The 24,575-nt window shown below is 63.8% G+C and carries 22 protein-coding genes; 6 read left to right on the plus strand and 16 right to left on the minus strand.

Going from position 1 to position 24,575, the window contains the following annotated elements; translation table 11 throughout:
- The first annotated feature begins 128 nt into the window (after positions 1 to 128).
- On the plus strand, positions 129 to 1,046 hold the full coding sequence (locus FJ490_RS21015) for a hypothetical protein (RefSeq protein WP_140497276.1): 918 nt from the start codon (positions 129 to 131) through the stop codon (positions 1,044 to 1,046).
- 68 nt (positions 1,047 to 1,114) lie between these two features.
- On the opposite strand, the gene FJ490_RS21020 is transcribed toward FJ490_RS21015, so the two are convergent.
- From FJ490_RS21020 to FJ490_RS21065, 10 genes are all read right to left on the minus strand, one after another.
- Positions 1,115 to 2,515, minus strand: coding sequence for an NAD(P)(+) transhydrogenase (Re/Si-specific) subunit beta (locus tag FJ490_RS21020; RefSeq protein WP_140512860.1), 1,401 nt, complete (start codon positions 2,513 to 2,515; stop codon positions 1,115 to 1,117).
- A 1-nt stretch (position 2,516) separates the two neighbouring features.
- Entirely contained in the window at positions 2,517 to 2,942 is a 426-nt protein-coding gene (locus FJ490_RS21025) for an NAD(P) transhydrogenase subunit alpha (protein WP_140512858.1), read from the minus strand.
- Positions 2,942 to 4,255, minus strand: a complete 1,314-nt coding sequence (locus FJ490_RS21030) for a Re/Si-specific NAD(P)(+) transhydrogenase subunit alpha (protein ID WP_140736546.1) — start codon at positions 4,253 to 4,255, stop codon at positions 2,942 to 2,944. Before FJ490_RS21030 ends, FJ490_RS21025 begins: the two co-directional genes overlap by 1 nt.
- 87 nt (positions 4,256 to 4,342) lie before the next feature.
- Positions 4,343 to 4,567: an aa3-type cytochrome c oxidase subunit IV gene (locus tag FJ490_RS21035; protein WP_140501115.1), complete on the minus strand. Its 225-nt coding sequence runs from the start codon at positions 4,565 to 4,567 to the stop codon at positions 4,343 to 4,345.
- A 213-nt stretch (positions 4,568 to 4,780) separates the two neighbouring features.
- Positions 4,781 to 4,930 carry a DUF3096 domain-containing protein gene (locus FJ490_RS21040; protein ID WP_140501117.1) on the minus strand — a complete coding sequence of 50 codons (150 nt, stop codon included), beginning with the start codon at positions 4,928 to 4,930 and terminating at the stop codon, positions 4,781 to 4,783.
- 114 nt (positions 4,931 to 5,044) lie between these two features.
- The gene (locus FJ490_RS21045; protein WP_140501119.1) at positions 5,045 to 5,812 is read right to left on the minus strand and encodes a hypothetical protein; all 768 of its coding nucleotides are present in this window, start codon (positions 5,810 to 5,812) and stop codon (positions 5,045 to 5,047) included.
- A 339-nt stretch (positions 5,813 to 6,151) separates the two neighbouring features.
- Positions 6,152 to 8,467 carry an EAL domain-containing protein gene (locus tag FJ490_RS21050; RefSeq protein ID WP_140525585.1) on the minus strand — a complete coding sequence of 772 codons (2,316 nt, stop codon included), beginning with the start codon at positions 8,465 to 8,467 and terminating at the stop codon, positions 6,152 to 6,154.
- A 136-nt stretch (positions 8,468 to 8,603) separates the two neighbouring features.
- Entirely contained in the window at positions 8,604 to 12,080 is a 3,477-nt protein-coding gene (locus FJ490_RS21055) for an indolepyruvate ferredoxin oxidoreductase family protein (protein WP_140501123.1), read from the minus strand.
- A 220-nt stretch (positions 12,081 to 12,300) separates the two neighbouring features.
- Entirely contained in the window at positions 12,301 to 12,852 is a 552-nt protein-coding gene (locus tag FJ490_RS21060; protein WP_140501125.1) for a hypothetical protein, read from the minus strand.
- Positions 12,827 to 13,441 carry a CGNR zinc finger domain-containing protein gene (locus FJ490_RS21065; protein ID WP_140501127.1) on the minus strand — a complete coding sequence of 205 codons (615 nt, stop codon included), beginning with the start codon at positions 13,439 to 13,441 and terminating at the stop codon, positions 12,827 to 12,829. The genes FJ490_RS21060 and FJ490_RS21065 overlap by 26 nt, the downstream gene beginning before the upstream one ends.
- Positions 13,442 to 13,591: 150 nt before the next feature.
- On the opposite strand from FJ490_RS21065, the gene FJ490_RS21070 reads away from it, so the two are divergent.
- The 4 genes from FJ490_RS21070 (at position 13,592) to FJ490_RS21085 (ending at position 18,214) form a co-directional block, all read left to right on the plus strand.
- Positions 13,592 to 14,497: a branched-chain amino acid ABC transporter permease gene (locus tag FJ490_RS21070; RefSeq protein WP_140501129.1), complete on the plus strand. Its 906-nt coding sequence runs from the start codon at positions 13,592 to 13,594 to the stop codon at positions 14,495 to 14,497.
- 291 nt (positions 14,498 to 14,788) lie between these two features.
- Entirely contained in the window at positions 14,789 to 15,373 is a 585-nt protein-coding gene (locus tag FJ490_RS21075; RefSeq protein ID WP_140729532.1) for a TRAP transporter small permease subunit, read from the plus strand.
- Complete coding sequence (locus FJ490_RS21080) at positions 15,370 to 17,166, plus strand: TRAP transporter large permease subunit (protein ID WP_181165294.1); 1,797 nt, start codon at positions 15,370 to 15,372, stop codon at positions 17,164 to 17,166. Before FJ490_RS21075 ends, FJ490_RS21080 begins: the two co-directional genes overlap by 4 nt.
- A 19-nt stretch (positions 17,167 to 17,185) precedes the next feature.
- A complete protein-coding gene (locus FJ490_RS21085) occupies positions 17,186 to 18,214 on the plus strand; it encodes a zinc-dependent alcohol dehydrogenase family protein (RefSeq protein WP_140729533.1) in 1,029 nt (342 codons plus the stop codon).
- 146 nt (positions 18,215 to 18,360) lie between these two features.
- On the opposite strand, the gene FJ490_RS21090 is transcribed toward FJ490_RS21085, so the two are convergent.
- Entirely contained in the window at positions 18,361 to 19,470 is a 1,110-nt protein-coding gene (locus FJ490_RS21090; RefSeq protein WP_140525590.1) for a TRAP transporter substrate-binding protein, read from the minus strand.
- 243 nt (positions 19,471 to 19,713) lie between these two features.
- Between FJ490_RS21090 and FJ490_RS21095 the strand changes: the two genes are divergently transcribed.
- Positions 19,714 to 20,505 carry a gamma-glutamyl-gamma-aminobutyrate hydrolase family protein gene (locus FJ490_RS21095; protein WP_224647246.1) on the plus strand — a complete coding sequence of 264 codons (792 nt, stop codon included), beginning with the start codon at positions 19,714 to 19,716 and terminating at the stop codon, positions 20,503 to 20,505.
- Here the strand turns inward: FJ490_RS21095 and FJ490_RS21100 are convergent, their stop codons facing one another.
- The 5 genes from FJ490_RS21100 to FJ490_RS21120 form a co-directional block, all read right to left on the minus strand.
- On the minus strand, positions 20,506 to 20,910 hold the full coding sequence (locus FJ490_RS21100; RefSeq protein WP_140729534.1) for a hypothetical protein: 405 nt from the start codon (positions 20,908 to 20,910) through the stop codon (positions 20,506 to 20,508).
- Positions 20,911 to 20,996: 86 nt separating this feature from the next.
- Positions 20,997 to 21,980, minus strand: a complete 984-nt coding sequence (locus tag FJ490_RS21105) for a 2-hydroxyacid dehydrogenase (RefSeq protein ID WP_140729535.1) — start codon at positions 21,978 to 21,980, stop codon at positions 20,997 to 20,999.
- Positions 21,977 to 22,999: a LacI family DNA-binding transcriptional regulator gene (locus FJ490_RS21110; RefSeq protein WP_140501249.1), complete on the minus strand. Its 1,023-nt coding sequence runs from the start codon at positions 22,997 to 22,999 to the stop codon at positions 21,977 to 21,979. Before FJ490_RS21110 ends, FJ490_RS21105 begins: the two co-directional genes overlap by 4 nt.
- Positions 23,000 to 23,067: 68 nt before the next feature.
- Positions 23,068 to 23,952 carry a DMT family transporter gene (locus tag FJ490_RS21115; RefSeq protein ID WP_181165295.1) on the minus strand — a complete coding sequence of 295 codons (885 nt, stop codon included), beginning with the start codon at positions 23,950 to 23,952 and terminating at the stop codon, positions 23,068 to 23,070.
- A gap of 172 nt (positions 23,953 to 24,124) precedes the next feature.
- Positions 24,125 to 24,532: a DUF2000 family protein gene (locus tag FJ490_RS21120; RefSeq protein ID WP_140580605.1), complete on the minus strand. Its 408-nt coding sequence runs from the start codon at positions 24,530 to 24,532 to the stop codon at positions 24,125 to 24,127.
- Positions 24,533 to 24,575: the final 43 nt, after the last annotated feature.

Below are 24,575 nucleotides of genomic sequence, written 5' to 3' on the forward strand. Positions count from 1 at the left end.
TGTGACAGTATCGATCACAATTCCTGGCGAAGGAGGCTCCCATGGGACGCGGCATCTTGCTCTGGTTACTCGGGGTTCCAATCCCGATCATCCTTCTCATCATGCTTTTCGCGCGATAGGGGGCTGTCATGCAGTCCACCCTGTCGATCACGGATGATCCCGGCGCGGTGGAATCGTCCGCCACCGCTATCAGCTGGGGTCCGATCATCGCCGGTGCCTTCGCCGCCTCGACATTGACCTTCATCCTGATGCTGCTCGGCTCCGGCCTGGGGTTGAGCATGGTCTCGCCATGGTCGGGCTCAAGCGCCTCTATCACCAGCTTCGCGGTTTCGACCGCGGTCTGGCTGATCGTCGTGCAATGGCTGTCATCCGGCCTCGGTGGCTATCTTGCCGGCCGGCTGCGCACCAAATGGGTGGGCGTGCATACCGACGAGGTTTATTTCCGGGATACGGCTCATGGCTTCCTGGCATGGGCGCTGGCGACGCTGCTGGTCGTCGGCGTACTCGGCTCGGCGCTGTCGGCGGCTGTGGGTTCCGGCGTCCAGGCTGTATCCAGCGTGGCCGCCGGCGCCGCCCAGGGCGCTTCGGCCGGTGCATCGGCCAATGCAGGCGGGGCATCGACGGACAATGCCACATCCTATCTGGTGGACTCGTTGTTCAGGCCGGCGGACGCGGCGAGACTGGCGGCAGCCAATCCGCAAAACGACGCGGCGGCGGCGGCGCAGGCATCGCGCATCCTGGTCGCCAGCGCTGCGGCTGGCGAGGTTTCGCCCGAGGACAAGACATACCTGTCGCAGCTGGTCGCGGCACGCACCGGCCTGTCGGAAGCAGACGCCAAGACGCGTGTCGATACGCTGCTGGCAAAGGCGCAGGACGCCAAGGCCAAGGCCCAGCAGGCGGCCGATACCGCCAGGAAGGCGAGCGCCACATTTGCGCTCCTCGGCGCCCTGTCGCTGGTCATCGGCGCCTTCATCGCCAGCGCCGCGGCCGCCCTCGGCGGCAGGCAGCGCGACGACGAGGAGGCTGTGTTCCTGACCAGCCGTTGAACATCGTCTGAAATCCGCATGAAGAAGCCCGGCGAGCCGGGCTTCTTCATGCGGACGATGTGACCGGGTCAGTGATCCATGGCCTTGACGATTTCCTCGGTCATCTTCTTGGCGTCGCCGAGCAGCATCATGGTGCCGTCCTTGTAGAACAGCGTGTTGTCGATGCCGGCATAGCCGGAGCCGAGCGAGCGTTTGACGAACAGGCAGGTGCGCGCCTTGTCGACGTCGAGGATCGGCATACCGTAAATAGGTGAGGACTTGTCGTCCCGCGCGGACGGGTTGGTGACGTCGTTGGCGCCGATGACATAGGCGACGTCGGCCTGCGCGAATTCGGAATTGATGTCCTCGAGCTCGAACACTTCGTCGTAAGGCACGTTGGCTTCGGCCAAGAGCACGTTCATGTGGCCCGGCATGCGGCCGGCCACGGGGTGGATGGCGTATTTGACGTCGACGCCATTGGCCTTGAGCTTGTCGGCCATCTCGCGCAGCGCATGCTGCGCCTGCGCGACCGCCATGCCGTAGCCCGGCACGATGATGACCTTCTGTGCGTTCATCATCAGATAGGCGGCATCGTCGGCCGAGCCCTGCTTGACCGTGCGCTCGATCCCATCATCAGCGCCCGCGGCTGCGGTCTCACCACCGAAGCCGCCGAGGATGACGGAGATGAAGGAGCGGTTCATGCCCTTGCACATGATGTAGGACAGGATGGCGCCCGACGAGCCGACCAGGGCGCCGGTGATGATCAGCGCCAGATTGCCGAGCGTGAAGCCCAGAGCCGCGGCCGCCCAACCCGAATAGGAGTTGAGCATCGACACCACCACCGGCATGTCGGCGCCGCCGATGGGGATGATGAGCAGCACGCCCAGCACCAGCGATGCGGCAACGATGAGCCAGAAGACGAGCTTCGATTCGGTGGTGACCAAAAGCACGATCAGCACGACCAAGGCGATGCCAAGCGCGATGTTGATGAAATGGCGGCCGCCGATCATGATCGGCTTGCCGGACATGCGCCCGTCAAGCTTCAGGAAGGCGATGACCGAGCCGGTGAAGGTGATGGCGCCGATGGCCACACCCAGGCTCATTTCGACCAGCGCCTGTGCGTGGATGTCGCCCGCCGTGCCGATGCCGAAGCTTTCCGGCGCATAGATGGCGGCCGCCGCCACCATCACGGCGGCAAGGCCGACGAGCGAGTGGAAGGCGGCGACCAGTTGCGGCATCGAGGTCATGGCGATGCGCCTGGCCGTGACGGCGCCGACGCCGCCGCCAATGGCAAGGCCGAGCACGATCAGGCCGAAGCGTCCGGCCGATGGCGTGGCCAGCGCCAGCGTGGTGGCAATGGCGATGCCCATGCCGATCATGCCGTAGAGATTGCCTTGCCGGCTGGTGGTCGGGTGCGACAGGCCGCGCAGCGCCAGGATGAACAGGATGCCGGAAACCAGATAGAGGAAGGAGGCGAGATTGACGGTCACGTCACTTGTCCTTCTTCTTGTACATTGCCAGCATGCGCTGGGTGACGAGGAAGCCGCCGAAGATGTTGACCGACACCAGCATCAGCGCGACGAAGCCGAAGCCCGCGGCGACGCCGGAGGCGGCGATGCCGACGGCAAGCAGCGCGCCGACGACAATGACCGAGGAGATGGCGTTGGTGACGGCCATCAGCGGCGTGTGCAGCGCAGGCGTCACCGACCAGACGACGTAATAGCCGACGAAGATCGCCAGCACGAAGATGGCCAGGCGGAAGACGAAGGGATCGATGGCGCCGCCCGACAGCGCGTGCGCGGCGTCGCCGGCCGCCTCAGCGCCGCCGGGAGCATTTGCCAGGTTCTGCACCGCCAGCCGGACGGCGGCACTTGCCTGGTCGAGCTGGTCGAGGGCTTTCTGCAAGGTCTGATCCATCACGCGGTCCCTTTCGGCTTGGGCGAGGGCGACTTTGGCGAGGGCGACTTTGGCGGCGAGTGCTTGGATGCGGCAGCTTTCCTGGGCGCGGCTTTCTTGGGCGCCGAAGCATCGGCGACCATTGTGCTGGCCGGGATCGCCGGCGGTTCGATATATTGGCCCTTTGGCGGCTGCTGGTCGGCCTTGGCGAAGGCCGGATGGACGATCTTGCCGCCGTCGGTCAGCATGGTCGCCTTGACCAGGTCGTCGTCGCGGTTGATGGCAAGCGTCTTCGTCGCCTTGTCGACCAGGGTCTCGAGGAAAGCAAAAAGGTTCCTGGCGTAGAGCAGCGAAGCGGAGGCCGCGACGCGGCCCGGCACGTTGAGATGGCCGACGATCTTGACGCCGTTGGCCGTCGTCACAATCTTGCCCGCCTCGGCGCCCTCGACATTGCCGCCGCGCTCCACAGCAAGATCGACGATCACCGAACCGGGCTTCATCGAGGCGACCATGTCAGCCGACACCAGCCTCGGCGCCGGGCGGCCGGGGATCAGCGCCGTGGTGATGACGATGTCCTGCTTGGCGATGTGCTCGGCGGTCAGCGCCGCCTGCTTGGCCTGGTAATCCCTGGACATCTCCTTGGCGTAGCCGCCGGCGGTCTCGGCCGCCTTGAACTCTTCGTCCTCGACGGCGAGGAACTTTGCGCCAAGCGAGGCGACCTGTTCCTTGGCGGCGGGGCGCACATCGGTCGCGGTGACGACTGCGCCGAGCCGGCGCGCTGTGGCGATCGCCTGCAGGCCGGCAACGCCGACGCCCATGATGAACACCTTGGCGGCAGGAACAGTGCCGGCCGCCGTCATCATCATCGGCAGCGCCCGGTCATATTCGGCAGCGCCGTCGATCACCGCCTGGTAGCCGGCAAGGTTAGCCTGCGAGGACAAGACGTCCATCGACTGGGCGCGCGTGATGCGCGGCATGAATTCCATCGCAAAGGCGGTCACCCCGGCCTTGGCCAGTGCCGCGACGGCGGCATCGTTGCCATAGGGATCCATGATGGCGATGACCGCAGCGCCTGACTTGTAGCTTTTCAGCTCCGCATCAGTCGGCCGGCGCACCTTCAGCACCACGTCGGCCTTGGCCACATCGCCGGCCTTGCCGATCGAAGCGCCCGCCTTGGCGAACTCCTCATCGGGAATGCGCGACCGTGTGCCGGCACCGGCCTCCACAACCACTTCAAGACCCAGGCCGGCCAGCCGTTTCACCGTATCGGGCGAAGCCGCGACGCGCGGCTCGTTCGCATCGAGCTCACGAGGGATGAAAACCGTCTGTCCCACCGCATGATCCTTTCGGCTGGAACCTGTTTGCGCAAAGTGTCGGCCGGGGCGTCCGGCGACGTCAAAGGCAATGGGGTTTTGGAAAGACTATCGCAGAATGAAGGCGCCGACGGCCATGATCAGGACGAACAGGATAGTCGCCGAGAAGAAGCCGCCCGCGAAGAAACCGAAAGCCATCGCCAGAAGTATGGCGCCGCAGAAGAGTGATCCGTATTTGGCCAGCATGAGGAAGCCCGCATAGGTGCGGTCGTGCTCGGCATAGTCCATCTTCGCGCCCAGTTCGACAGGACCGGTCGGCGTGTGCTCAGCCATAGGAATACCCCTTCGAAGACATCTTTCAGGCACATAGCGAAAAGCCGCGCCGAGAGCAATGGCGCTATTGCCGCATCGCAGCCGACAACTGCCTCAAGGGAAATTTGAAGCAAAGCGCCCCTGCGTTCGGCAGAATCGCCGAACCGCTCCGGCTGCTTGTTTTCGCGCAATCCCGGACGAAGCCGGCTGGCGCGTCAACCGCGCTGTCCGTCTTTAGCCGGCGAGGTGCGGAAACAATCCAAGCAGGCCGGCTATGATCAGGTAGAGCGCGACGATGTAGTTCAGCAGCCGTGGCATGACCAGGATCAGCACCCCGGCGATCAGCGAGATAAGCGGCGTGAGCGCGAGCTGGGAAATATGCATGTCGGCGTCCTTTTGGCAGATACGTCGAAATGAAGACGCGGAGCGTCAACGCGCCGCCGTCATCAAAACGCGGATCTGGCCGGAAAGCTCCGGAGCTTTGCAAAATCAGGGGCCTCAGGCGGCCTCACGATAATATTTCGCCGTCGGCACGATAGACAAGGGCGTCAGCCGATTGATGGCCGGATTGGCGAACATCAACCGCTGTTCCATGGGCGTCGACCTGAAGAATGGGAAACGTTCGAGCGTCAGGCGCATATTTTCGCCGGCGGGGATTTCGAACAGGGCGATCCGGGTAAGAACGCCCGGAAACTCCTTAGCCTCGGTCCTCTGCACGGCATTGAAGTAACGAGAATAAAAATTGGAATGCTCGACCTTGACCGGCGTCAGCACAGAGTTCTGGCCAAAATAGAGCGAGGCCACCATGGCAAGCCTGAGTGTCAGAAACGGCAGCACTCCGGGTGCCGGCGCGGCGTCAGGATCGGTTGCGAAGCGGGTTCCGTCGATGAAGGTTTCTCCGCGGGCAAGCCGCTCGATCAGTATTTCCGGATAGGCATCAACGGAGGGCGAATTCGGGTGCTCGATGGAAATGTAATGGAAGCGGATTGTGCTCACCAATTCGCCGTAGCAATAGACACCGAATCGGTAGGAATTGGGTAGATTGTCCCAGCGATCCTCGAACATGCCGCTGGCGAGCGGGCCGCACATGCCGGAGCGCAGATAGGACTTATAGCGAAGCCGGTAAATCGCTTCCAAATCCTCGCCCCCGGTAATGAGGCGATAATCGACATGCTCAAGCAGTTGCATCATCGATCGATTCAGCACCGAATCCCCGGCTGTGCTTACCCCGCCAGACGCATTCCTTGTAGCTGTTGCAGCATCCATCGTCTGTCCTCGAATTCGACCTAGGATAGGCTATTCGAGTTGAAATGAGACACAAGCCGAAATTTAGATCTTGTTGATTTACATTCCGTTAACCTTAATGGCCGGGAGTCGCCCGAGAATATCTTACTGAGCAATCGTCCGAGCGATTGCCGCTGAGAGGACGTGGATCATGCCTCCGAATACATCTGCATACTCTGAGGAGGACCCTTTCAGCTGCATTGCGCAAAGGCAAAATCGCGGCGGAACCGTATCCCGACACTGAACGAGTTCGACATCAAAGAGCGTCTGCGATTCGCAACGCGCGGGGAATCCAATCGAGCGAAGTCGAAAATTACGGCGCTAACGGACCGTCCGTTTACCGGTGCGACGCAGGTCAGCGGCAAATGGCCAGGTGACATTCGACATCGTCTCGATACCCGACGCACTGAGCGCGGCACCGAACAGGAAGCCCTGCACGAGATCCGGTTTCACTTGCAAGGCCAGGATCTTGAGCTGCTCAAAGGTCTCGACGCCTTCGACAGTCACCGAAAGTCCAAGCGGCCGCGACAGATTGACAATGCCCTTCAGTAGCTCCAGCGAACGCTTGCTCTGGGTGACGTCCATCAGGAAGGAGCGATCGATCTTGATCTTGTCGAGCGGCAGCTTATGCAGATAGCTCAGGCTCGAATAGCCGGTACCGAAATCGTCAAGTGCGATGCGCACACCGATCTGCTTCAGTTCCTCGATATATTGACGTGTCAGCGACTTGTCATCGAGCAGCGCAGTTTCGGTGACCTCGATCTCCAGCCGGCCGGCGGCAAGGCCGGAGCTGACCAGAGCGTCGCGAACCTTCTGGATGACGTCCCGGTTGCGGAAATCCTTGGCGGAGAGATTGACCGAGACGCTGGTGTGGTCCGGCCATTTGGCGCATTCGGTGCAGGCTGCCTGCAGCACGAAGGTGCTAATCTCGGAAATGATGCCCATTTCCTCCGCCAGCGGAATGAAGATGCCGGGCGAAATCGGCCCGAGGTCGGGATGGTCCCATCGGCACAGCGCCTCGCAGCTGGCGATGCGCATCGTGCTCATCGCCACGATCGGCTGGTAGACGACGCGCAGGGCCTTGCCTTCCACCGCGCTGCGCAGATCCGCCTTCATCAGCTGGCGGTTGCGGAACGCAGCGTCCATGGCGGCCTCGAACAGCCGCCAGCCGTTCTTGCCGAGCTCCTTGGCCTTATAGAGCGCCAGGTCCGCCTTGACGATCATGGCGTCGACGTCGGTATCCCTGACCCGCGACAGCACGGCGCCGGCGCTGGCCTGGATGCGCAGCCCGTGGCCGGCGACGTCCACCTCCCCTTGCAACGCTGCAAAGATCTCGTCGATCTGAAGGGTCAGATGGCTTTCATCCTCTATACGGTCGAAGAAAACCATGAATTCGTCGCCGCCGAAGCGGCTGACGGTGATGCCTTGTCCCGCAATGGCGGCAAGACGCTCGGCCACCGCGTAGATCAATCCATCGCCGATCGGATGCCCGAGCGTGTCGTTGACGCTCTTGAAATCGTCGAGGTCGAGCACGGCAAGGCCGCAGAGGCGGTCACGGTCGCCTGACGCCATCGCCTCGCCGATCAGTTCGTGGAAATAGGCGCGATTGGGCAGGCCGGTGAGATTGTCATAGCGGGCCATGAAGCGGATCTTGTCTTCCGCCTCGACGCGCGCCGTCACGTCCTCGAAGGTGATGACTCCGAGTTCCTGGCTGCCTTCGCGGGCGGAGAATTCGTAATGTTGGCCATTGGCGAGCGAAACCAGGACCTTACGGTCGCGGCCCTCGCGCAATGCACGCGTCAGCTGGGCTTCGATGTAGCGGCAGTCCTTTGGGGCCAGCATGCCGCCCACGACGCCGCGCATCAAGAGACCATGGATTGACCGCCCAAGCAGCGCATCGGCCGATTTGAGCGACATCAGATGCGCGGCCTCGGCATTGGCGACCGCCACCCGACCGTCCGGGCCAAGCATGACGAGACCATGCGACATGGTATTGAGCGCGCGATCGAATCTGAGCGCGAGCTTCCTCGCTTCCTTGTGGCCGATGACGGCCGAGAAAAGCACATCGCGGACGTGGTCGGCGCTGTTGATCGTGACGAAAGTCAACGGGATGATCATCAGCCCGAGAATGACCGAAGGCACATCCATGCGCAGCAAAAGTGCAAGTGCTGCCGGACCAATGAAGGTCACGGAAAAAACCCGCACCATAATGGGAGAGCCGTAGTTCCGGCCAACAACCGTCACCAAGGTCGCGATGGCCAGCGACGTCGCGGCCAGTTCGGCAAAGGGATCGGGATAGACATAGATCGATATGAAGCACAGTGCGCCCAACGTGAGGCCCTGCACGCTGCCCTTGAGGATGTAGTTGCGCTCCCACCGATGCGCCTCCTGGACGTCGGCTATTACACCGCCTGCCTTCCGGAAGGCGCGAATGCCGAAATAGCGGTAAAGGCAGATGGACAGCAGAACAAAAGAGAAAGCCAGGAACAACGGATTGTTCGTGCGCAAGTAGATCATTAGTCCGAGGATCCAGTAGCACACGCCACCGATCACCAGCATGTGGGCGTTGTCGAACAACGACCGCACAAACTGGATATAAACATCCGCTGGGATGTTTTCGGTCTTTGTTCTGCCCATGTCGTCGGCCCAACGCTAGGCCTCGTCATCTCACATCCGCCTTAAGAAAGGCTTAGAACAGCGGTTTTGGGCGGCTTGCCGAAGGCGCGCAAAGCAGGACAGACTGGGAGAATTGGGCTTTAGGTAAACAAGGCCATCACTCGGCGGCCTGGAGTTCCACCCTCGCTGACGTGCCGGACAGGCGCTCGAGCAGTCTTTGGCGCTCGCCGGCCGCCTTTTGAGCGCTGGCTTGCCGAACATGGCCGTAACCGCGGATGAGTGCCGGCACCGAGACGAGGGCCGTGGCGGCCTCGATGGTGTCCGGCGCCAGCGAGTTGGCGACGCGTTGCAGGTCGGCCTCATATTGCGCCAGCAATTGCCGCTCCATGCGCCGCTCGGCGGTGTAGCCGAACAGGTCGAATGCTGTCCCGCGCAGGCCCTTCAGCGCCGCCAGCATGCGGAACCCTTTCATCATCCAGGGACCAAAGCTCGATTTCCTCGGTTTGCCGTCATTGCCGCGACGGCCCAGGATCGGCGGCGCCAGGTGGAATTCGAGTTTTTCGTAACTCTGGAACTGCTTGCCGAGTTCGGCGGCGAAGGAGCCGTCGGTATAGAGCCGCGCCACCTCGTATTCGTCCTTGATCGCCATCAGCTTGAACAGGTTCCTGGCCGCCGCTTCCGTCACGGCGCTCGAACCGGGCGCGGCCTTGGCTTCGGCTGCGCGCAGGGCAGCGATCCTGCCGGCGTAGCGCTTGCCATAGGCGGCGTTCTGATAGGCGGAAAGGAAAGCGATCCGGCGGGCAATGATTTCGTCCAGCGTCTGGGCAATCGTGGCGGGTTGGCCGTCCTTGCCCGGCTGGACGAGGCCACGCACGAAATCCGGCTGATGCGCGGCGCGGCGGCCCCAGCGGAAGGCGGCGATGTTCATCCCCACCGCCTCGCCGTTCAATTCGATCGCCTTTTCGACGGCTTGCGCCGACAGCGGCAGACCGCCATGCTGGAAGGCGAAGCCGAGCATGAACATGTTGGCGCCCAGCGAATTGCCGAACAGGGCGGTGGCTGTGCGGGTGGCGTCGAAGAAATGCGCCTTGTCGTCGCCGGCAGCAGTGCGGATCGCCTTCTTCAAGCGTTCGATGGGCAGCGAGAAATCGGCCGAGCGGGCAAACTCGCCCGGCATGATCTCGGCAGTGTTGGCGAGGAAGATGGTGTGGCCCTCGCGCACCGCGGCCAGCACCTTCTTGGCGCCCGACACGACGAGATCGCAGCCGAGCACGAGATCGGCTTTGCCGGCCGAGACACGGATGGCATGGATGTCATCGGGCGTGCGGGCGATGCGGACATGGGTGAACACCGAACCGCCCTTCTGGGCAAGCCCGGCCATGTCGATCATGCCGCAGCCCTTGCCTTCGAGATGAGCCGCCATGCCGAGCACGGCGCCGACGGTGACGACGCCGGTGCCGCCGACGCCGTCGATGATCGCCGCCCAGCCCTGTTCGCCGAGCGGGAATTCGGCGGCTGCTGGAACGCCGTCGAGCGGATCGGTCTTGCCGGCGATGCCTTCGGCCTTGCGGATCTTGGCGCCATGCACCGTGACGAAGGACGGGCAGAAGCCATTGACGCAGGAAAAATCCTTGTTGCAGCTCGACTGGTCGATCCGGCGCTTGCGGCCGAACTCGGTCTCCACCGGCTGGATGGAGACGCAGTTCGATTGGACGCCGCAGTCGCCGCAGCCCTCGCAGACCAGTTCGTTGATGAAGACCCGCTTGTCGGGATCGGGAAAGGTTCCGCGCTTGCGACGGCGGCGCTTTTCGGCGGCACAGGTCTGGTCGTAGAGCAGGATCGAAACCCCGCTGACGCCGCGCAGCTCGCGCTGGACGAGGTCGAGATCGTCGCGGTGATGGATGGTGGCGCCGGCCGGGAACTCGACCTTGCCGGCATATTTGTCGGGTTCGTCGGTGACGACGGCGATGCGCTCGATCCCTTCGGCTCGCACCTGCCTGGCGATCATGTCCACCGTCAGGCCGCCTTCATGCGGCTGGCCGCCGGTCATGGCCACCGCGTCGTTATAGAGTATCTTGTAGGTGATGTTGGCGCCCGACGACAGCGCGAAGCGGATCGCCAGCGTGCCGGAGTGGTTGTAGGTGCCGTCGCCGAGATTCTGGAAAATGTGGTCGCGCTTGGAAAAGGGCGCCTGGCCGACCCACTGCGCCCCCTCGCCACCCATGGCGGTGAAGCCGACAGTATTCCTGTCCATCCACAGTGCCATGAAATGGCAGCCGATGCCGGCCGCGGCGATCGAGCCATCCGGCACCTTGGTCGAGGAATTGTGTGGGCAGCCGGAGCAGAAGAAGGGCGTGCGGGAGCCGATGTCCGACGCGTCTGCGAGCATGGCCTGGAACTGGCGCAGCTTCGCCACCCGCGCTGAAATCTCTTCCGACGGACCGATGGTTTTCACGATCCTTTCGCCAAGGGCAATGGCGATCTCGTTTGGGTCGAGCGCGCCCTTGGCCGGAAACAGCCAGTCGCCGCGCTCGTCCCTCTTGCCGACGATGACGGGCTGCGTGGCGGTGCCGTAGAGGCTCTCGCGAAGCTGCACCTCGATCAGCGAACGCTTCTCCTCGACGACGACGATGGTGTCGAGGCCGCGCGCGAACTCGGCAATGTGCTGGAAATCGAGCGGCCAGGGGCAACCGACTTTGAACAGCCGCACGCCGATGCGGCCGGCGGCCGCCTCGTCGATGCCGATATCCTCGAGCGCCTGGCGGACGTCGAGATAGCTTTTGCCGATGGTGATGATGCCGATCCTGGGATTGCGGCCGCCCGAATAGACGACGCGGTTCAGCCCGTTGGCATGGATGAAGGCCGACGCGGCGGCGCGCTTGTACTCATGCAGCCGCTCCTCCTGGCCGAGCATGTCGATCTCGTGGCGGATGTTGAGGCCGCCGGGCGGCATGTCGAACTCGGGATTAACGATGTTCAGACGCTCGATCGAGGCATCGACCGAGGCCGTCGATTCGATGTTGTCCTTGACGCATTTGATGGCCGCCCATGTGCCGGCGAAGCGCGACATGGCAAAACCGTAGAGCCCGTAATCGATTATCTCCTGGACACCGGCCGGGTTGAGGATCGGCACCATGGCGTCGACGAACAGGAATTCGGTGGCATGCGCGTTGGTCGAGGATTCGGCCATGTGGTCGTCGCCCATCAAAGCGAGCGCACCGCCATGTTTCGACGAGCCGGCCAGATTGGCGTGGCGGAAGACGTCGCCGGAGCGGTCGACCCCCGGACCCTTGCCGTACCAAACCGAAAAAACGCCGTCATGGGTGCCTTCGCCCAGCAGTTCCGCCTGCTGCGATCCCCAGCAGGCGGTAGCGGCGAGTTCCTCGTTAAGGCCGGGCTGGAAGACGATGTCGGCCTGGGCGAGCTGTTTTTTTGCCTTCCACAGCTGCATGTCGAGGCCGCCCAGCGGCGAACCGCGATAGCCGGAGACGAAGCCGGCCGTGTCCAGGCCCGCGCGGCGGTCGCGCTCGCGCTGCATCAGCAGCATGCGGATGACCGCCTGGGCGCCGGACAGGAAGATGCGTTCCTTCCCCAGGTCGAACTTGTCGTCGAGCGCGACGTCGTGCAGCGTCATCAGGCATTTCCTCTGCGGAGGCCGCGCGGGGGCAGGCAGCCAGCGTCGGGATCGGATGACGCATCCTTTCTCCCCTTGCAAGACAGGTCAAACGAAATCGGACGTGCCAGGCAACGCGCAACGAACGATCCGCCGTCATCCCTTGCCCGGTATGAAATCGCCCCGCGAGCAATGTCCGGCGTACGAAAATTTCGCTTGCCTTTCGGCTTGGCGGCGAGCGTCAGGTGCCCTTGGAGCAGTCGGGCTTCGGCTCGCCCGGCAGCTTGCCGTCGGGGTGGCCGACGAGATCGGGATTGGCGGTGTAGAGCTGGTCAATGACGAGCGGCCGATCGGGCAGGATGGACTGGTCTTCGGTGGACATCAGCGTGGTGTCGATCTTCTGCAGGACCGCGCCGTCGGAGCCCTTGATGGCGATGGCGATCGTATAAGGCTTGTTCTTGACGACGCAGGTCAAAGCCGGGCTCTCCAGCGTCACCTTGTCGAGCTTGGGCCAGACCTTCTGCTCGACCACCAACGGCGCGCCGCCGGCCGGATCCTGGAAGCTGGCGACCGCGACCTGGCCCTCTCCCATCGGGCGCAGGGGCCGCAGCGTCACGACATAGGTCGCCCTGGCAAGACGATAGTTGAAGACGAATATCTTGCCCGAAATCTCGAACAACTTGCCTTCACCGTCCTTGCCGGTGTCGCGGCAGGCGCCGAGCGCCATCGCCGCGATCAGCGCCATGCCGAGCAGGGCTGAACGAGAGCTAATCCTGGACATTGTTGACCTCATTGGCCGCCCTGCGGCGGCGATAGTGGCGGCTTGCCTTCTGGCGGTTGCCGCAGACCGCCATGTCGCACCACAGGCGGCTGGAATTGCGGCTGCGGTCGACGAACAGCCAGGTGCAGTTGGGGCAGATCCTGAGCCTGGCGACCGTGTCGTTGCGCAGCAGCGACAGGGCGGAAACCGCCAGTGCCGCTTCGAATGCGATCGGCGTTGCCGGATCGCCGAACGGCTTTCCGGGCGCTACGATCTCGGTCCGGCTGCCGGCAAGACCGCCGGCGCAGGCCCCCAGCAAGCCTGAGAGATGATCGGTGGCGACGGCGCCCCTCAACACGGCGTGGCGAAACAACCGGTCCGTCGCCTCGCGAATCGCCAGCACGACCGGCGCGATTGCAGTCGGCGCGGAGACCGCCAGCCGCCTGCCGCCAAGCTCGGCGGCGCGAAAGCCGCTCGCCGCGTCCGCGAAGCGGGCGATCTCGCGCGGATCGTCAAAACGGTCGAAGGTCCTCTTGGGATCGGCACGCAGTACGACGGTGTTCGCCGTGTCGAGCGCGAGCAGGCCGCCGGTGAAGCGGTGCGGGGTCCAGGATACCGTCATGTCCGAAATCTAACCGATAAATGGCATTTGACAAGTTAGATTCGACGATGCAAGTCTGCCCTGAAGCGGGTATTGCCGCTCTCTGTCTGGAGCGTATCGTCGTCCCAAAACCGCTATGCGCTTTGGGCGACATGCCCCGAGGATTTTCGCATGCTGTATCTGTTCCAGCAGGTCCTGAACGGGCTGCATTCAGGCGCACTCTATGCGCTGCTGGCGTTCGGCTATGTGCTGACCAACGGCATCCTGCACCGCACCAACCTGGCCTATGGCGCGCTGTTCGCCTTTTGCGGACAGACGATGATCCTGACCGCCGCCTTCGGCTACCAGGTGCTGTGGCTGACGCTGACGGCGGCGGTGGTGCTCGGCGTCGCAGCGGCTTTCCTCTACGCCGCGCTCATCAGCCGCGTCCTGTCGCGCAGCGTCTTCGAACCGCTGGCCGACCGCTCGCCCAATGCGATCGTGGTGACCACGCTTGGCATCCTGCTGGTTTTGTCGGAAGCAAGCCGCATCGCCGCCGACACGCATGATCTGTGGCTGCCGCCTATGCTGGCGCAGCCTGTCGTTTTCGCGCAGGATGCCCGCTTCAAGGCGACATTGACGCTGATCCAGCTGCTCGATTGCGCCGTGGTGCTGGCGGCGGTGGCGCTTGCGGCATGGGCCTTTGCCCATTCGAATTTCGGCCGGCGCTGGCGCGCCGTCTCCGACGATCCCAAGGCGGCCGCCATGTGCGGCGTCGATGTGCGCGCCGTGTTCCGCCACGCAGTGCTGTTCGGCGGTTTCTGCGCCGCGCTGGCCGGCGTCATGGCCGGCCTCTATTACGGCAATGTCAGTTTCGGTTCCGGCCTCGTCTACGGGCTGAAGATCCTGTTCGTGACGGCGGTCGGCGGCTATCTCTCACCGCCGCGGGCGGCCCTGGGCGCTGCCGCCTTCGGCATGGCCGAGTCGCTGTGGGCCGGCTATTTCCCGGTGGAATGGCGCGACGCATGGATGTACCTGTTCCTCGTCGCCATGCTGGTGCTGATCGGCGCTGGCCGCGACCAGACCAAGATCGCTTGATCAGCATCAGACTTTGGTTGCATGACGCCTGCCACCGATGAGCCTGTTTCGGCAACGAAACGATCTCCTTAACGCTTTGATTTTGCCCACGAACCCTGCCGGAAGCCGGTTCCGGTTTTCCGAGCCCTGCGCCGCAGCCCTGCGCTTCGTCGGCTTCCTCGTCTCACAACCGCGTTGACAGCGCCGCTCCTGTGTTGACCCGTCCTGCCACGCACGGCATACGGTTAGGCCACAGCGGCGCGGCGGAAAACAAGGGGGAGCCGTCGCGCCTCGGCCAACAGGGAGGAATGCATGGCAGGGCTTCTCGCTCTATCCAGGACGATCGACCGTGTGAACGAGTTCATCGGCAAATGGATATCGTGGTTGATCCTGCTGGCAATCCTGGTGAGCGCCGCTAACGCGACCATCCGCAAGGTGTTCGACACCTCGTCGAATGCGTGGCTGGAGCTGCAATGGTACCTGTTCGGCGCCGCCTTCATGCTGGCGGCGGCCTATACGCTGAAGCAGAACGACCATATCCGCATCGACATCGTCTACGGCCTGTTCCCGCGCCGCGTGCAGCACTGGATCGACCTTTTCGGCCATGTCTTTTTCCTGATGCCGTTCGTGACGCTGATGGTGATCTATTTCGTCCCCTACGTGTCGCTTTCGTTCCGCAGCGGTGAAATGTCGAACAATTCCGGCGGGCTGATCATCTGGCCGGCAAAGGCGATCCTGCTGGTCGGCTTCTTCCTGCTGGCGCTGCAGGGCCTCTCCGAAATCATCAAGAAGATCGCCATCATGCGCGGCGACATGGACGACCCGACCCCGTTCATATCGGCGCACGAGCAGGCGGAACTCGAAGCCAAGGCACTGGCCGACGAGGTGCGCTCGTGATCGAGTTCATCGCCCAGAACATGGCGCCGATCATGTTCGCCTCGCTGGTCCTCTTCCTGCTGATCGGCTATCCCGTCGCCTTCTCGCTCGCCGCCAACGGACTTTTGTTCTTTTTCATCGGCGTGCTGGTCTCACCCTATTCGGGCGGCTCGATCAATCTCGCCTGGCCGCTGCTGCATGCGTTGCCGGATAATTTCTACGGCAGCCGGGTGATGTCGAACGACACGCTGCTGGCGATCCCTTTCTTCACCTTCATGGGCATCGTGCTCGAGCGATCGGGGATGGCGGAAGACCTGCTCGATACGATCGGCCAGCTGTTCGGGCCGATCCGCGGCGGGCTTGCCTATGCCGTGATCTTCGTCGGCGCGCTGCTGGCCGCGACGACCGGCGTGGTGGCGGCATCGGTCATCGCCATGGGGCTGATCTCGCTGCCGATCATGCTGCGCTACGGCTATGACCGCCGGCTGGCGTCCGGCGTCATCGCCGCGTCCGGAACGCTCGCCCAGATCATCCCGCCGTCGTTGGTGCTGATCGTGCTCGCCGACCAGCTCGGCCGCTCGGTCGGCGACATGTATGCGGGCGCGCTGATCCCCGGCATCGTGCTGACCAGCCTCTACATGCTCTACATCCTGATCATGACGATCGTCCGGCCGAATTCGATGCCGGCGCTGCCGCTGGAAGCACGCACGCTCGGCCATGGCGTCGTGTCGCTGCTGGTGGCATTGCTGGCGGCGGTGGCGATCTCCTACGCGGCCTACCGCTATCTCGCACCGACCCATGGCGACAATGCCGACATCCTCGGCGCCAGCATCGGCGTGGCCGTGATCTATATCGTTGCGATCGCCGATCAGCGCCTGAAAATCAACATGATGTCGCGGCTGGCGCAGCAGGTCGTGATCGTGCTGATCCCGCCATTGGCGTTGATCTTCCTGGTGCTGGGCACCATTTTCCTTGGCATCGCCACTCCAACCGAGGGCGGCGCCATGGGCGCTGTCGGCGCGCTGGCGATGGCGGCGATCAAAGGCCGGCTGTCGCTCGACGTGGTCAGGCAGGCGCTCGCTTCGACGACAAGGCTGTCGTCCTTCGTGCTGTTCATCCTGATCGGCGCGCGCGTCTTCTCCCTCACCTTCTACGGCGTCAACGGCCACATCTGGGTCGAGCATCTCTTGACCTCGCTGCCGGGCGGCGAGGTCGGCTTCCTGATCGGCGTCAACATCCTGGTCTTCGTGCTTGCCTTCTTCCTCGATTTCTTCGAACTGGCCTTCATCATCGTACCGTTGCTGGCACCGGCCGCCGACAAGCTCGGCATCGACCTGATCTGGTTCGGCGTGCTTCTGGGCGTCAACATGCAGACCAGCTTCATGCATCCACCCTTCGGCTTCGCGCTGTTCTACCTGCGCTCGGTCGCCGCCCGGGTGCCCTATCTCGACCGCTTGACCGGCAAGCAGATCGCGCCGGTGACCACGGGTCAGATCTATTGGGGCGCCGTGCCGTTCGTCTGCATCCAGGTGACCATGATCGGGCTCACCATCGCCTTCCCGCAAATGGTGATGCACTACAAGGGCACAGCGGTCGATTCCGGCACGATCGACTATACGGTGCCGGAGGTGCCGGGACTGACGCCGCTCGGCACGCCGCCGGCCGGTACCGGAACCGCACCCGCCACTGGCGCCGCGCCGCCCGCCGCGCCTGCCGCACCCGACCTGTCGCAACCGCCGAACTTCGGCGACACGGCGCCCGCCAAACCGGCGGCACCACAGCCGGATCTGTCGCAGCCGCCGAATTTCAACTGATGCCGGAGGTCGCAAAACCATGAAAGCGGTACGGCTGGAAGCGGTTGGCAGCATCACGCTGCGCGAGGTCGCCGAGCCGGTTCCCGGGCCTGACGATCTGCTGGTGCGCATCGAGGCCTGCGGCGTCTGCGGCACGGACCGGCATCTCTTCCACGGCGAGTTTCCCTGCCGGCCGCCGGTAACACCCGGACATGAGTTCTCCGGCATCGTCGAGGCAATGGGACATTCCGTGAGCGGCTTCTCGATCGGCGACCACGTCACCGGCGATCCCAACATCGCCTGCGGACGCTGCCGCCATTGCCATGCCGGCCGCATCAATTTGTGCAGCAATCTCAATGCCATCGGCATCCATCGCGACGGCGGCTTCGCCGACTACGTTGTGTTGCCGCAGAAACAGGCCTTCATCCTGCCCGCGGACTTGAAGCCGACGCACGGCGCCTTCTGCGAGCCTCTCGGCTGCTGCCTGCATGGCGTGGATCTGGCCGAGATCAAGCCCGGCTCCTCGGTCGCCATACTTGGCGGCGGCGTGATCGGCCTGCTCACCGTGCAACTGGCGAGGCTTGCAGGTGCGACGACCATCATCCTGTCGACGCGCCAGGCTTCGCGGCGCGCGCTGGCGGAAGAGCTCGGCGCGACAGCAACGGTCGACGCAAGCGCCGCCGACGTCATCGACGCCATCTCCGGGCCAGCGGGACTGGTGCCCGGCGGTGTCGACGTGGTGCTCGAATGTGCCGGTGTCCAGGAAACGGTCGAGCAGTCGCTGCGGCTGGCGAGGGCCGGCGGCACGGTCGTCATTGTCGGCGTGGTGCCGCAAGGCATGAAGGCGGCGTTCGAGCCCTTCGATCTTCTGTTTCGCGAGTTGAAGGTTCTCGGCTCCTTCCTCAATCCCTACACGCACCGCCGCGCTGCCGAGCTGATCGCTTCGGGCGCGATCGAGATCGACCGGCTGATCTCCAGGCAGGTGCCGCTGGAAGAGGCCGCCGCGGTAATCGCCAACCCGCCTGCCGCCGGCGAGGTCAAGGTGGTGGTGGTGCCGGACCGAGGCTGAGTGCCGCTGTCGCTTCGAACCCGTTCGACCCCCGGCCTTGCGGCGCAAGTTTCGACGCCTTCGACTATCGATGTTTCCAGCACCGACGCCCAACGAATAAACCCCGGACTACCGAGTCCGGGGTCTTCGAAAGGAGGCAGAAAACCTTACAGCTTGCCGTTGCGCTGCTGGACCATCATGAAGGTGTCGTAATTGTACTCGGCCACCTGCGCCCAGAGATAGTGCTCCTTACGGAAGCCCTTGATCGAGTCCCAGATCTTCTTGAACGGCGCGTTCGAGGCTTCCATTTCGGCGTAGACCTCATTGGCCTTCTCGAAGCAGGCGGACATGATCTCCTGGCTGAACGGACGCAGTTTGGCGCCGCCGGCCACCAGCCGCTTCACCGCCGCAGGATTGAGATAGTCGTATTTCTGCAGCATGTTGGCATCGGCGGCTTGCGCGGCGGTATGCAGCAGCGACTTGTAAGTCGGCGAAAGTTCTTCGTATTTCGCCTTGTTGAACATCAGGTGGACGGTCGGGCCGCCTTCCCACCAGCCTGGATAGTAGTAGTAGGGCGCAACCTTATAGAAGCCGAGCTTCTCGTCGTCATAGGGGCCGACCCATTCGGCTGCGTCAATGGTGCCCTTTTCAAGCGCCGGGTAGATGTCGCCGCCGGCGATCTGCTGCGGCACGACGCCGAGCTTCTGCACAACCTTGCCGGCGAAGCCGCCGATGCGCATCTTGAGGCCGGAAAGGTCGGCCACCGTGTTGATCTCCTTGCGGAACCAGCCGCCCATCTGCACGCCGGTATTGCCGCCAGGCAGGCCGAACAAGCCTTGCGTGGCGAGAAATTCGTTGAACAGGTCGATGCCGCCGCCATGATAGTGCCAGGCATTCATGCCGCGCGCGTTGAGCGAGAACGGAACCGCCGCGCCCAGCGCCCAGGTCGGATCCTTGCCCCAGTAATAATATGCCACCGTGTGGCAGGCCTCGACCGTGCCGGCGGTCGTGGCGTCGGCCGCCTGAAGGCCGGGCACCAGTTCGCCAGCGGCGAAGACCTGTATCTGGAAGTTGCCGTCGGTGGCTTCCGAAAGCATCTTTGAGAAGACCTCGGCGCCGCCATAGATCGTGTCGAGCGATTTGGGAAAGGACGACGCCAGCCGCCACGTCACCTTTGGATTGGACTGGGCTATGGCCGGCGCGGCGAGCGTGGCGGCGGCCACAGCGGCGCCAACGCCGGTCGTCCCGGCCTTGCGGATGAATGAACGACGATCCATGAAGTCCTCCCTTTTGGATCAACAAACCGACGTGCGGCGCATGCTCGATGCCCGCACGGCTGGGCGAAACAATACACGGGCAAGGAGTCGAGTCCAGCGTGGCGGCCTGATTTGACGGCGTGTGCGCAGGGCCTTGCAACTATAGTCTAACGGGCCGTTTGGTGGCCCATCCGACGGACCGAAACTTGTCATGGAAAAATGTGCTGGGATCGCCTATTTTGAAGGCAGGATTCCCCGGCCCAGATGGAAAACAAAGCCAAAATGCAGCAGCCGCTCGTCGCCATATCGACCGACGTCCGTCAATTCGACAACTACACCTGGCATGCCGCCCCACAGCAATATCTGGAGGCGGCGATAGCCGGCGCCGGCGTGTTTCCGGTGCTGGTGCCTTCGTTCGGCGAGCGGCTCGATTTCGATGAGCTGCTGTCGTCGGTCGACGGCGTCATGCTGACCGGCTCGAAATCCAATGTCGACCCCTCGCTCTATGGCGGCGATGCCAGCGAGGCGAACGGCCCGTATGATCCGGCACGCGACGCCACCACCTTGCCGCTGATTCGCAAAGCGATCGAGCGTGGCGTGCCGCTGCTTGCCATCTGCCGCGGCATCCAGGAGATGAACGTGGCGCTGGGCGGCACGCTGGGCACCGAAATCCAGGAGCGTGAAGGCTCGCTCGACCACCGCGCGCCGGTGAGCGACAATCAGGACGAACGTTTCGCGATTCACCAGACCGTTTCGATCAAGGCGGGCAGTTGCCTGGCCGGTGTGTTTGGGGCCGGCGACATGAAGGTCAACTCGTTGCACCGCCAGGCAATCGGCCGGCTTGGTTCGAAGCTGCAGATCGAAGCCGTGGCCGACGACGGCACCGTCGAGGCGGTCTCTGTAAAGGATGCCCGCGCTTTCGCGGTCGGCGTCCAGTGGCATCCCGAATACTGGGTCAAGTCGGATAGTAACTCGGCCAAGATCTTCCGGGCCTTCGGCGACGCGGTTCGCCTGCATGCGGCTGCCAAAGCCGGCGCCCGCGCGGCGGCGGAGTAATCAGTCGTCGGTGCTCGGGTCCCCGGCGGCCGCCAGCGACAGCAGCGGCAGTGCGGGAGCGTAGGATTCGAATCCGTCGCCATCGGCGACCGCGAAGGTGACGATCGGATCGACGCCGTTGACGCTGAAGGCGACCGTGCCGTCCTCCTGCTCGCGCCAGAATTTCGCCCGCTCGATGCCTGGCATGAGTCGGCGGCAGTTCGGAGCCACCGTCAAAAGCGACAGGCCGTCCGAAACGGTGGCGCCGCGTTTGATTGCGCAAACCCCCTCATCACCATTGGCGACCAGCCTGTAGGTGTCGGGCGGCGCGGCCTCTTCAGCGACGCTTTCGCCACTGCCGCCATGAAACAGCTGAACGCCGCCAAACAGGGCGGCGGCTCCGATCAGTACGGAAAGCGTTTTCATGCTGATCCTCATCCATGCGTACGGACAGGATGAAGAATGATTTCAAAGGGTTAAGCTGACGTTAATAAATATGGCAGCCCGACCGCTCAGCAGCGCGCCTTCACATGCGCGGTCTCGGGCACAGGTGTGATCGACCGGCGCTCGCTGAACCAGGACACCAGATTGTCGGCGCACAGATCCGCCATGGCGCGACGTGTGTGCTCCGACGCCGAACCGACATGCGGCAACAGACTGGCATTGGTCGCGTCAAGCAGCGCCCGCGGCACGTTCGGTTCGTCGGCGAAGACATCGAGCCCGGCGGCGGCGATAGTGCCCTTGGCGAGGGCTGTCGCAAGCGCCGCCTCGTCGACCGTGCTGCCGCGCCCGATATTGACGAAGACGCCGTTGGCGCCAAGCGCCGACAGTATCTCGGCATCGACCGCCTTTTCCGTCGAGGCGCCGCCCGGGACCACCGAAATCAGCGTGTCGACTGCTTCGGCGAGGCCCTTCAGCGTCGGATGATAGGGATAGGACAGGCCCTCGACCCGGCGCCGGTTGTGATAGGCGACGGGCAATCCGAACGCCTCCAGCCGGCGGGCAATGGCGAGCCCGATGCGGCCCATGCCGAAAATGCCGGCGCTGCGGCCGCGCAAGGTAAGCCGGCTCAAGGGATAGTTGCCCTTGCGCTGCCAGCTGCCGTCGCGCAGCCAGGCTTCGGCGCGCGGCAGGTCGCGCACGGTGTTGATCAGCAGGCCGATGGCGGTGTCGGCGACCTCCTCGGTCAGCACATCCGGCGTGTTGGTGACCATGATGCCGTGATCGCCAGCGTGGCGGGCATCGACCGAATCGTAGCCAACACCGAAACTGGCGACGATCTCAAGCTTGGGCAATGCATCCATGAAGGCCGCGCTGATGCCGCCGAACGAGGCGATGGCGCGCACGTTGTCACGCATTTCATCGGTGACCAGGGACGGGTCGGCGCGCTCGATCCCGACACGCCTGAATGTCCGGTCGATGCGCTCGACCGCGTGGTCGTTGAAATGCCCCGGCACCAGGATGGCGACGGTTTGCAGTTGCTCGGGCTTTGTCATGCACGCTCCACCGGCTTGCCGGTCGACTGTCGCACATGCAGTTCCGGCTTGATCAGTTCCTGAGAGGGCCGCACCGTCTGCCCGTTCAGCTTGTCGAGCAGGGCGCTGGCGGCGCGGCGGCCAACCTCGCGCTGACCGTTCCACACGGTGGTCAGCGCCGGCGTGGCGATTGCCGCCTCCTCGAGATCGTCGTAGCCGGTGACCGATATGTCCAGGCCGGGCACCAGGCCGGCGCGCGCGATGCCGTTCATCAGGCCGATGGCGACGAGGTCGTTCCAGCAGCAGGCGGCTGTCGGCTTGTCCTTCAGGGCCAGAAACTGTCCGGCGGCCTCGAAGCCAGCCTGCTTGGTGCGCGGGCCGGGGATGCGCCAGGCCGGCCGCACTTCCAGCCCGGCGGCCTCCATGGCGTTGACATAGCCCTGGTAGCGATCGCGGCCGGTCGAGGTCTGGTCGGTGCCGCCGATCATGGCGATGCGCTTGTGGCCGAGCGAGATCAGGTGATTGGTGGCAAGCCCCGTGCCATAGGCATCGTCGCCGCGAAAAACCGGCACGTCGGCGCCCTCGACGGTGCGCGCGATCAGCACCGCCGGCAGGCCGTTTTCCTCGGCCATCAGAATATCCGAGGCCGGAGTACCGATGGCCGGCGACATGATGACGCCGTCGGCACCGAGCTGCAACAGCGTGTCGATGAAAGTGCGCTGCTTCTCGAGCTGGTCGTAGTGATTGGACAGGATGAAGGTCTGGCGGCTGCGGTCGAGCTCGCTTTCGATCGAGCGCAGGATCTCGGCGAAGAACGGGTTCATGATGTCATGCACGACGACACCGACAATGCCCGAACGCGAGGTGCGCAGGCTGGCGGCACGGCGGTTGTAGATGTAGCCGATGGCGCGGGCATGTTCCTTGATGCGGTCGCGGGTGCCGCCTGCGACCAGCGGGCTGTCGCGCAGCGCCAGCGATACCGTGGCCGTGGACACACCGAGCGCATCCGCGATCGTCGACAGCTTGATCTTCTGTGCCAGCCTTCCCCTCCCCCGTCGTTTTTTTTAAACTGTTTAAAGGCGGCCTTATGCCACCCTTCGAGGCTAAATCAAAGTTTTTTTGCCAGCGCTTCCGCCTCGACGTCCAGCACCGCACGATTGCGCAGGCGCAGCCGGTGCTCGCGATGAACGATGTAGAGACCGCTGGCGACGATGACGGCGGCGCCGACGAGCGTCCAGCGGTCGGGGAACTGCTTGAAGACGATCAGCCCGGAAAGGATCATCCACACCATCTGCGAATAGGGATAGGGGGCGAGCGCGGTGGTGGTGGCCATGCGATAGGCCTGTACCAGAAGCCAATGACCGACGCCGCCAAAGACGCCGAGCATGAGCAGGATGAACCAGTGCCAGCCATCATGCGGCAGGGAAAACGAGAACGGCAGCATGGGCAGGAGCACCACCGCCGGGGCCAGTGCCGAAAACAGGATGAGGCTTTCCGATGTCTCGGTCGCCGACATGCGCCGGGTCATGATCACATAGAAGCAGTTCGACAGCATCGAGCCGAGCGCGAACAGGTGGCCGATGCCGAAAACGCCGACTCCCGGCCTTGTGATGATCAGAACCCCGGCGAACGCGGCCAGGATCGCCAGCCACCGCCGCCAGCCCGCCCATTCGCCAAGTAGCGGGCCGGCAAGTGCGGTGATGACCATCGGCCCGAAGAAATAGATCGATGTCGTCTCGGCCAGTTGCAGGGACCGCAGGGCCAGCACGTTGAAGATGGTCGAGCCGAACAGGAACAGCCCGCGCAGGACATGAGCCGGCAGGTTGGCCGGACGGAACCGCGCCGGTTCACGCCAGCCGCGCAACAGCGCGCCGACCAGCACGACATGCACGGCAAAGCGCACCCAGGCGACGACAAGCGCGGAGACGCCGGCTAGGACGAGGTATTTGCTGCTGGTGTCGAGAAAGGTGAAGAAGACATAGGTGGAAAGCATGCACAGGATCGCCACCGGCGGCGTCGCGCTTTCTGAAGATGTTTGGGGAGCACTCACTTGCAGGCCGAATGGAAAGCTGGGCTGAGGCCCACCTTTGCGGCAATTGCGGGCGTGCGGCAAGCCAAAAGCGGCTGGCACAACAAGACGCGCCGACAGGCTCAGGCCGGCGCCGTCAGGGATGCATGCGAGCGCCCTTGGTGATCTTGTCGACCGTCTTCTTGTCGGCGCGCAATCCAATGCCGACAACCTTGGCGTCTTCCGGCGCGAATTCGGCGAAGACGGCGCGGTTGGCGGCGTCGAACCCGGTCGAGAACATCTCCTCGACATAGAGCGAGCTCGTTACTCCGCGCTCCAGGGCGCGGCTGTGGATTGCGCCGAGTGTCGCCTGGTCGGCGGACAGCACGATGACGGGCTGGATCGACAGCGGGTTGTAGACATTGCCGGCGCGGTCACGATAGGGCTCGCCGATGAGATCGGGGAACTGCGCGACGACGCCGCTGGTCAGGAATGCTGTGACGTTGAGTTTTTGCCAGACCGGCAGATCATCCCTGAGCACGATTGCAAATTTCGTATCGAACATGAGACAGTGACCATTCGTGGTTATGCCCCTTTCAAGGCGAAAG

The sequence above is a fragment of the Mesorhizobium sp. B2-5-11 genome, assembly GCF_006440835.1.
Taxonomy (GTDB): domain Bacteria; phylum Pseudomonadota; class Alphaproteobacteria; order Rhizobiales; family Rhizobiaceae; genus Mesorhizobium.